The organism is Rhizorhabdus sp., assembly GCF_018006725.1.
Taxonomy (GTDB): Bacteria; Pseudomonadota; Alphaproteobacteria; order Sphingomonadales; family Sphingomonadaceae; genus Rhizorhabdus.
Genome location: NZ_JAGMXV010000213.1, coordinates 1 through 7,758, shown reverse-complemented (window position 1 = coordinate 7,758; position 7,758 = coordinate 1). Strand labels below are relative to the sequence as shown.

Sequence of the window (7,758 nt, the reverse complement as noted above, 5' to 3'; positions counted from 1 at the left end):
GGATAGACGAGTAGCAGGTGTAGCCCTGCTTACCCATGGTCAGCTTCTTGATATAATTATTGAAGGCGTCGGTCGCCTTCTGGTTATAGCCGCTGTAGCGTGTGCCATAAGCGAGCGAGTTCTTTACGTCCTCGCCGCGAAGCGGCGTCGAAGGCGGCTGGTAGCTGTTCTTCGTGTTGGGATTGACCACGGTGCCGTCGTCCCTGATCCACTTGCCCGACTGGCTGCTCTGCGGGACGGGGATCGAGCAGGTGATGCCGGATACGGCGGCTTGCGCCAGCCCGGCGCCGGGCCGGACGGTGAAGACGGCCGCCGCGCCGAGCGCTCCCAGGCGCAGCATCGACCGACGCGTCGCCAGATCCTGGTCCTCCACGCCGCCGTCGACGGGGTTCGACTGGGTTTCGGGCCGTTCGTCTTCGCTACGCATTACCATTCCCCAACGCTGGTCGTCCGGTCTTACCGGCATTGCCCTCGGCTTGCGAGAATCTTTATGTCAATTTCGGTTACGTCCGGCTCTGGCTTTTATGTCCGATAGATTTCACATTCGCCGGGTAGATGGAATCGGATGAAGCATGAAGCCCTGCCGGACGCTGGCCAGGAAGCGCATATGACGGGTCGTAGAGGCGCACGGGTTGCGATTGCGCTCGTCGTCGTCGCGCTTGGCGGGTGGCTGTTGTCGGCACCGCTCGTTTCTGCGCTGGTCATGGGGCTGATCGCGGCGTTCCTGACCTGGGTTTCGTCCTCGCCGGCCTCGGAAGCGCCGACCTTGCTGTCCCCTCCACCAGTCCAGATCATCGACCGGACGCAGGAGGTAATCGACGCGGTCGACGATGCGCTCCTGATCGTCGAGCGCCAGCGGATAACCCATGCGAACCAGGCTGCGCGTCGCTTGTTCGGCAGCGAGCGGGTGCAGGGCGACTTCCGCCTGGCCATCCGCCACCCGACCGCTGCCGAACTGATCGTCGCCGATCGCGAGACCGAAGCGCCGGTGGAGATCGCAGGCCTCGTCGAGGCTGACCGGCGCTGGGCGATGAGCGTGCGGCGGATCAGCGAAGGCGCCAAGCTGGTCACCTTGCGTGACCGGACCGACAGCTGGATCGCCGAACGGATGCGCGTCGATTTCGTCGCCAATGCCAGCCACGAGCTGCGCACCCCACTCGCGACCATCCTCGGCTTCGTCGAGACGCTGATGGAGGGCGGGGCCGGCGACGATCCGGCGGTGCGGCAGCGTTTCCTGGGCATCATGATGGGCGAGGCCAAGCGGATGCAGCAGCTGGTCGACGATCTCATCTCGTTGTCGCGGATCGAGGCGGACCGTTTCTCGATTCCGCAGACCCCGCTGCGCCTGGGGGCCGTCATAGACGAGGTGGTCGGCGTCATCCGATCGGGCCTTCGCGACGATCCCGACCGGATCAAGATAGAGGCGGTTCCCTGCGCCGAGGTGCGCGCCGACCGCGTCCAGATCGGGCAGGTACTCCATAATCTGATCGGCAATGCGCTCAAATATGGCAGGCCCGGCGGCACGATCCGCGTGTCGCTCGACATGGTGCAGGGCAAAGTGCGGCTGCGCGTCGCCGACGAAGGCGAAGGGATCGCGCCCGAACATCTGCCGCGCCTGACCGAACGCTTCTACCGGGTCGATTCCGGAAGGAGCCGATCGATCGGGGGAACCGGCCTCGGTCTCGCGATCGTCAAGCATATCGTGGAGCGTCACCGGGCCACGCTCGACATCGCGTCGCAGCTCGGGGTCGGGACCACCGTCACTGTCACATTTCCCGCTATTGTCGACGGTTCATTGTCATCATAGTGCAACACGATACCCCCATAGGCCGCGCCATTGCGGCGCCGGCGAACGGGTCCGGAGGGATGTAAAACGATGGTTACCGGACATACGGTCAAGGCGTTCGACGAAGATCTCGGCCAGCTGCGCGCGCTGATCTCGGAAATGGGCGGCCGCGCCGAAGCAGCGATCACCGGAGCGCTCGAGGCGCTGGTCAACCGCGATCTCGATAGCGCCGCGCGCATAGTCGAGGGCGACCAGAGGATCGACGAGCTGGAGGCCGAGGTCGAGCGTCGGGTCGTCCGTCTGATCGCTCTGCGCGCGCCGATGGCCGATGACCTTCGCGAAGTTCTCGCCGCGCTCAAGATTGCCGGCGTGGTCGAGCGCATGGGCGACTATGCCAAGAACATCGCCAAGCGGGTCGCCGTGCTGCAGGACGCGCGCGGCATGGATGCGATGTCGGTGCTGCCGGCGATGGGCCGCGTGGCGGCCGAAATGGTCCGCAACGTGCTCGATGCCTTCGTGCTGCGCGACGCCGAGGCGGCGGTCGCCGTGTCCGAACGCGATCGCGCCGTCGACGATTTCTACAACAGCCTGTTCCGCACGCTGCTGACCTACATGATGGAAAACCCGCACAATATCACGGCGTCGACGCATCTGCTGTTCATCGCCAAGAATATCGAGCGGATCGGCGATCACGCGACCAACGTTGCGGAAATGGTCTATTTTGCTGCCACCGGGCGGCAGATGGCGGAGCGGACGAAGGGCGAAGATCCCCTTCTTGGAGACGGTTGATGACACGCGCTCGGGTATTGCTGGTTGAAGACGATGCGGCACTGGCCGAACTGGTAAGCTGGCACCTCGAGCGCGAGGATTTCGAAGTCGAACGCACCGCCGACGGCGAGGAGGCAATCCTCCTTGCGCGCGAGAATCCGCCGGATCTCGTCCTGCTCGACTGGATGATCGAGGGCGTCTCGGGCATCGAGGTGTGCCGCCAGCTGCGCCGCATGGGCGACACCGCCAATGTACCGATCATCATGCTCACCGCGCGCGGCGAGGAAGAGGATCGCGTACGCGGCCTGGAAACTGGCGCCGACGATTATGTCACCAAGCCGTTCAGCCCTCGCGAGCTGGTTGCCCGCGTCGGCGCGGTGCTGCGTCGCGTGCGGCCTGCGCTTGCTGGCGAGCGGCTGGCCTATGCCGATATCGAGATGGACACCGCCAGCCACCGCGTCCGGCGCGGCGGGGCGGCGATCAGCCTGGGGCCGACCGAGTTCCGCCTGCTCAAGCACTTCCTCGAGCATCCGGGCCGCGTCTTTTCGCGCGAGCGGTTGCTGGACTCGGTCTGGGGCCGCGACAGCGACATCGAGCCGCGGACGGTCGACGTGCACATCCGGCGGCTGCGAAAGGCGATCAACGTTGCCGACGCACCCGATCTGATCCGGACGGTGCGGTCGGCGGGCTACGCCCTCGACAGCGAAGGCCTGGCCTGATCCTGACTGTATTGCATAGGTAATACGGCTGGTCTATCCTGCGGCTCTTAGCCACAGGAGATGGCCGCGTGTATAGTGAGAGCGATATCGATGCCGCCGTGGCTGCAGGAGCGCTGACGCCGCAGGCGGCCGAGGCATTCCGGACCCATGTCGCGGAGATGCGCGCGGCGCCCGCGGTGGATCAGGAGAGCTTCCGCTTCCTGACCGGCTTCAACGACATCTTCGTGTCGATCGCCGCCGTCCTGATGCTGGTGGCGCTGGGCTGGCTGGGCAATTCGGTCCGCCTGCTGGCACAGCCCGATGCGCCGTCGCCGCTCGCAGGTCTGGCGGTGGCCGCCGGCGGCTGGGGTCTCGCCGAATATTTCACCCGCCAGCGGCGCATGGCCTTGCCGAGCATTTTGCTGCTGCTCGCCTTCACCGGGGGGCTTGGCGTCGGCACGATGATGCTGTTGTCGGCGCTGCTCGGGGTGGTGCCGGAGGGCAACGACCGGGCCATGGCGCTGTTGATCGCGGCCGCTGCTGCGGTAACGGCGGGAGGCGTGTGGCTGCACTGGCGCCGCTTCCAGGTACCGATCACGATCGCGGCCGGGGCTGCCACGCTGGCTGCCTTGTCGATCGGGCTGATATTGGCTGCGGTCCCGCCGGTGATCGACTATCTCTCTCCGCTGATCTTCCTGGCCGGGATCGCGGTCTTTGCGCTCGCGATGCGCTGGGACATGAGCGACCGTACGCGGACGACGCGCCGCTCGGACGTGGCGTTTTGGCTCCATCTTCTGGCTGCGCCGATGTTGGTGCATCCGATCTTCTCGGCCTTCGGCCCGCGCACGGAGTTGGGCGCGCCGGTCGTGATCGCGCTCTACATCCTGCTCGGCTTCGTCGCGTTGGCGATCGACCGTCGCGCGCTGATGGTTTCGGCGCTGGCCTATGTCCTCTATGCGATCGGTCATCTGATCGATCAGGGCGGCGGTAAAGGCGGCAGTTTCGGGATCACCGCGCTGGTGATCGGATCGGCGCTGCTGCTGCTATCGGCCTTCTGGACCGTGGCGCGGGCCTGGGTGGTGGATCGGTTACCGGAGAGGATGGCCGATCGCCTGCCGATGATCGATCGGCGCGCGGTCGCCTGATTGCCTCAGTCGTCGACCAGCTTCATCAGGCGGCGTTCGACGGGCGCCAGAACTGGCCCCAGTTCCTGCCCGCGCTTCAGCACGGCGCCGCCTTCACCGATCAGGGCCCACATGCCCTGCCGGTTGCGCAGGGCAGGGCGCTTCTCGATCCGATATTCGGGTCGCTCGGCCGCGCGGCGAAAGGCGGCGAAGCAGGCGGCTTCCTTGCCCAGGTCGATCGCATAATCCTTCCACAGCCCGGCTGCGACCATGCGGCCGTAGAGGTCGAGGATGCGCATCAATTCGGTGCGGTCGAAGCCGACCTGGAGCGGCTTGCCGGGAAAGGGGGCGACGGTGCCCATCAGGCCCGTTCGCGATCCTCGTCCAGTTTCGCCCGCGCCGCGTCACGCTCCTCGATCACCTGGCTGATGCGGCCGCGCAGCGTTTCGAGTTCGCAGCGCAGTATCTCGAGCTGCTGCGTCTGTGGATCGAAGCGCTCGCTGCAGGCGGTGCCATAAGGCACGAAGCCCTTCTGATATTCGCGGGCGTCGACCAGCATCGGACGGGCCGGGATGCCCACGACGACCTGGCCCTCGGCGACATCCTTGGTCACGACCGCATTGGCGCCGACACGGGCGCGCGGGCCGATCAGGATCGGCCCCAGGATTGCCGCGCCGAGGCTGATGATCGCGCCATCGCCGATCGTCGGGTGGCGTTTGCCGCCCTCGCCATTGGTGGGGTTGGTACCGCCCAGCGTCGAACCCTGGTACATGGTGACGTTGTCGCCGATCACCGCTGTCTCGCCGATCACGACGAAGCCATGGTCGATGAACAGGTTGCGGCCGATCTGTGCCCCGGGATGAATGTCGATCGCGGTCAGAATGCGCGCAATGTGATTGACCAGGCGCGCGAGGAAGAACAGTTCCGCCTGGAACAGCCAGTGCGCGACACGGTGGAAACCGAGGGCCCACACACCCGGGTAGAGCAATATCTCCCAGCGCGAGCGCGGGGCAGGATCGCGGGCCTTGATCGAGTCGAGATAGGAAATGAGAGAGTCGAACATCGCAGGTCCTTCAGGCCCGTTCCCGGGAAGAGCGCAATATAGGCACGAAGGTTCCGCCTGCAAAGATGTTCCTGAGCGGTACGTAGTAAAGCGAGCAGGACAATCACCTGTAACCGTCATCGTACAGGCGCCGGCCGATGGTAACGACCGGCACCTGTACGGGCGTCAGACGGCGGTCGCGTGGACCGTCGCGGCCGCCTTCATCACGGCGCCGACGCGCGCGGCGGTCTGGATCACGTCGGATCCGACGCCATGCTGGCGCAGCACCTTTTCATGGCTGTCGATGCACATGCCGCAGCCGTTCATCGCGGAGACGGCGAGGCTGAACAGCTCGAAATCGTCCTTCTCGATGCCGGGTGCACCGATGACGTTCATCCGCAGCTTCGCCGGCATCTGTCCATAGTCCTTGTTCGAGGCGAGATGGACGAAGCGGTAATAGACGTTGTTCATCGCCATCACTGCGGCGGAGGCACGGGCGGCATTGGCGGCCTCGGGGCTCAGCTTGCCGGCAGCTTCGGCTTCGGCCGCCTCGACGATCGGCTTGTAGCCGGTGCCATGCGCACAGGCGAGCAGCAGGCCATATTTGCGCTGGTCGGTCAGCGTCTGGTCGCCGAGCAGCGACCCGACGTTGAGCCGGATATCCTTGGCATAATCGGGCAGCGCGTCTGCGAATTCCTTGAGCGACATCGAAACTTCCTCAAATGTTCGGGTGGGTTCGGGAAGGAGACAAGAAAAAGGGGCGCGGCGATCGGTAGCCGACCCGCCGCGCCCCCTTTGCCGGGCCGCGATGACGCGGCCCGGAGTGGCTGCCCGGAAAGGGGGTCAGGCAGCCGGCTTCAGAACTTCCTCGCCAGCCTTCCAGTTGCACGGGCACAGCTCGTCGGTCTGCAGCGCGTCGAGAACGCGCAGCGCCTCGGCCGGGTTGCGACCCTGGTTCAGGCCGTTGACGGTGACGTGCTGGATGACGTTGTGCGGATCGACGATGTAGGTCGCGCGATAGGTCACGCCGGCCTCGGGATCGACGATGCCGAGCGCGTTCGATAGCTTCTTCTGGTTGTCGGCGATCCACGGGAAGTCGCAGGCGGCCAGACGCTCGTCCGACTTCCGCCACGCGAAGTGGACGAAATCGGTGTCGGTCGACGCGCCGATCAGAACGGCGTCACGATCCTCGAAATCCTTCTTCAGCTCATTGTAGCCGATGATTTCGGTCGGGCAGATGAAAGTGAAATCCTTCGGCCAGAAGAACACGACCTTCCACTTGCCGCCCGTGTCGCCGGTGTCGATCGTCTCGCCCGCGGGCAGAGCCGAAACACCCTGCTGGACCGGAAGGACGAAGGCGGGGAACTTGTCACCAACGGTAAGAGCCACAATGATTCTCCTATGCACAGGGTAGATTGGAGCCGGCTGTCTGACAGGCTGGACGTCAACGTGCAAATTGATTATTTCTCGCCAATTGATCGAGAGAGGCGATGAATGGCAACCTATCTTCCGACGCTGAAGCAGCTGCAATATCTCGTCGCGCTCAAGGATCACGGGCATTTCGGACGTGCCGCCGAAGCCTGTTTCGTGACCCAGTCGACGCTGTCGGCAGGGCTGCGTGAGCTGGAATCGCTGATCGGCATCACATTGGTCGAGCGCACCCGCCGCGTCGTCCGCTTCACCCCGCTCGGCCTGCGCATCGCCGAGAAGGCGCAGCGCGTCCTGCGCGAGGCGGAGGAGCTGGGCGATCTCGCCCGTGCCGCCGGCAAGCCGCTATCGGGCGATCTGCGCATGGGGGTCATCCCCACCATCGCGCCTTTCCTGCTGCCGCGCATTCTTCCCAAGCTCCGCGCCGCCTGGCCCGACCTGAAGCTCTACCTGCGCGAGGAAACCACCAGCGCGGCCTGTGACTCGCTCCATCGCGGTCATCTCGACTGCGTGTTGCTCGCCTTGCCCTATCATTGCGGCGATGTGGAATCGGTCGACCTGTTCCTCGACCGCCTGTTCGTCGCTTATCCGGAGGGCGAGATGGACGTGCGGTCGCCCAATATCACCGCCGCCGACATCGACGAGAGCCGCCTCCTCCTGCTGGAGGACGGCCATTGCCTGAAGGACCATGCGCTGGCGGCCTGCAACCGCCCTGAGTTGCGCGCCGAGGCCGCGATGCTGGGCACCTCGCTCCACACGCTGGTGCAGATGGTCGACAATGGCTTGGGCGTAACCCTGCTGCCGAAGATGGCACTCGATGCGGGCATTCTCGAGAACACCCATGTCCAGGCCAAGCCCCTCTCCGCCGACCACCCCGCCCGCCGCATCGCCCTCGCCTGGCGCCGCGGCAGC

At 65.3% G+C, this 7,758-nt stretch carries 10 protein-coding genes; 5 read left to right on the top strand and 5 right to left on the bottom strand.

The features are described 5' to 3' along the window. Positions 1-427, bottom strand: a 427-nt coding sequence (locus KAY22_RS21500; protein ID WP_296625266.1) for a hypothetical protein, incomplete at its 3' end; no start/stop codon positions are given. A 180-nt stretch (positions 428-607) separates the two neighbouring features. On the opposite strand from KAY22_RS21500, the gene KAY22_RS21495 reads away from it, so the two are divergent. The 4 genes from KAY22_RS21495 to KAY22_RS21480 all read left to right on the top strand — a co-directional run bounded on the left by KAY22_RS21495 (position 608) and on the right by KAY22_RS21480 (position 4,397). Further along, entirely contained in the window at positions 608-1,807 is a 1,200-nt protein-coding gene (locus tag KAY22_RS21495; RefSeq protein WP_296625265.1) for an ATP-binding protein, read from the top strand. A 69-nt stretch (positions 1,808-1,876) separates the two neighbouring features. Next, positions 1,877-2,575 carry a phosphate signaling complex protein PhoU gene (phoU, locus tag KAY22_RS21490; RefSeq protein ID WP_296625264.1) on the top strand — a complete coding sequence of 233 codons (699 nt, stop codon included), beginning with the start codon at positions 1,877-1,879 and terminating at the stop codon, positions 2,573-2,575. Further along, positions 2,575-3,273 carry a phosphate regulon transcriptional regulator PhoB gene (gene phoB, locus KAY22_RS21485; protein ID WP_296625263.1) on the top strand — a complete coding sequence of 233 codons (699 nt, stop codon included), beginning with the start codon at positions 2,575-2,577 and terminating at the stop codon, positions 3,271-3,273. Before phoU ends, phoB begins: the two co-directional genes overlap by 1 nt. A 68-nt stretch (positions 3,274-3,341) precedes the next feature. Further along, positions 3,342-4,397, top strand: coding sequence for a hypothetical protein (locus KAY22_RS21480; protein WP_296625262.1), 1,056 nt, complete (start codon positions 3,342-3,344; stop codon positions 4,395-4,397). 5 nt (positions 4,398-4,402) lie between these two features. Here the strand turns inward: KAY22_RS21480 and KAY22_RS21475 are convergent, their stop codons facing one another. The 4 genes from KAY22_RS21475 to KAY22_RS21460 form a co-directional block, all read right to left on the bottom strand. After that, on the bottom strand, positions 4,403-4,738 hold the full coding sequence (locus KAY22_RS21475; RefSeq protein WP_296625261.1) for a DUF2794 domain-containing protein: 336 nt from the start codon (positions 4,736-4,738) through the stop codon (positions 4,403-4,405). Then, positions 4,738-5,439: a serine O-acetyltransferase EpsC gene (gene epsC / locus KAY22_RS21470; RefSeq protein ID WP_296625260.1), complete on the bottom strand. Its 702-nt coding sequence runs from the start codon at positions 5,437-5,439 to the stop codon at positions 4,738-4,740. Before epsC ends, KAY22_RS21475 begins: the two co-directional genes overlap by 1 nt. A gap of 165 nt (positions 5,440-5,604) precedes the next feature. Further along, a complete protein-coding gene (locus KAY22_RS21465; protein WP_296625259.1) occupies positions 5,605-6,126 on the bottom strand; it encodes a carboxymuconolactone decarboxylase family protein in 522 nt (173 codons plus the stop codon). Positions 6,127-6,261: 135 nt separating this feature from the next. Continuing rightward, a complete protein-coding gene (locus KAY22_RS21460; protein WP_296625258.1) occupies positions 6,262-6,807 on the bottom strand; it encodes a peroxiredoxin in 546 nt (181 codons plus the stop codon). Between the two features lie 105 nt (positions 6,808-6,912). On the opposite strand from KAY22_RS21460, the gene KAY22_RS21455 reads away from it, so the two are divergent. Beyond that, the coding region (locus tag KAY22_RS21455) for a LysR substrate-binding domain-containing protein (protein ID WP_296625257.1) at positions 6,913-7,758 on the top strand (846 nt) is incomplete at its 3' end.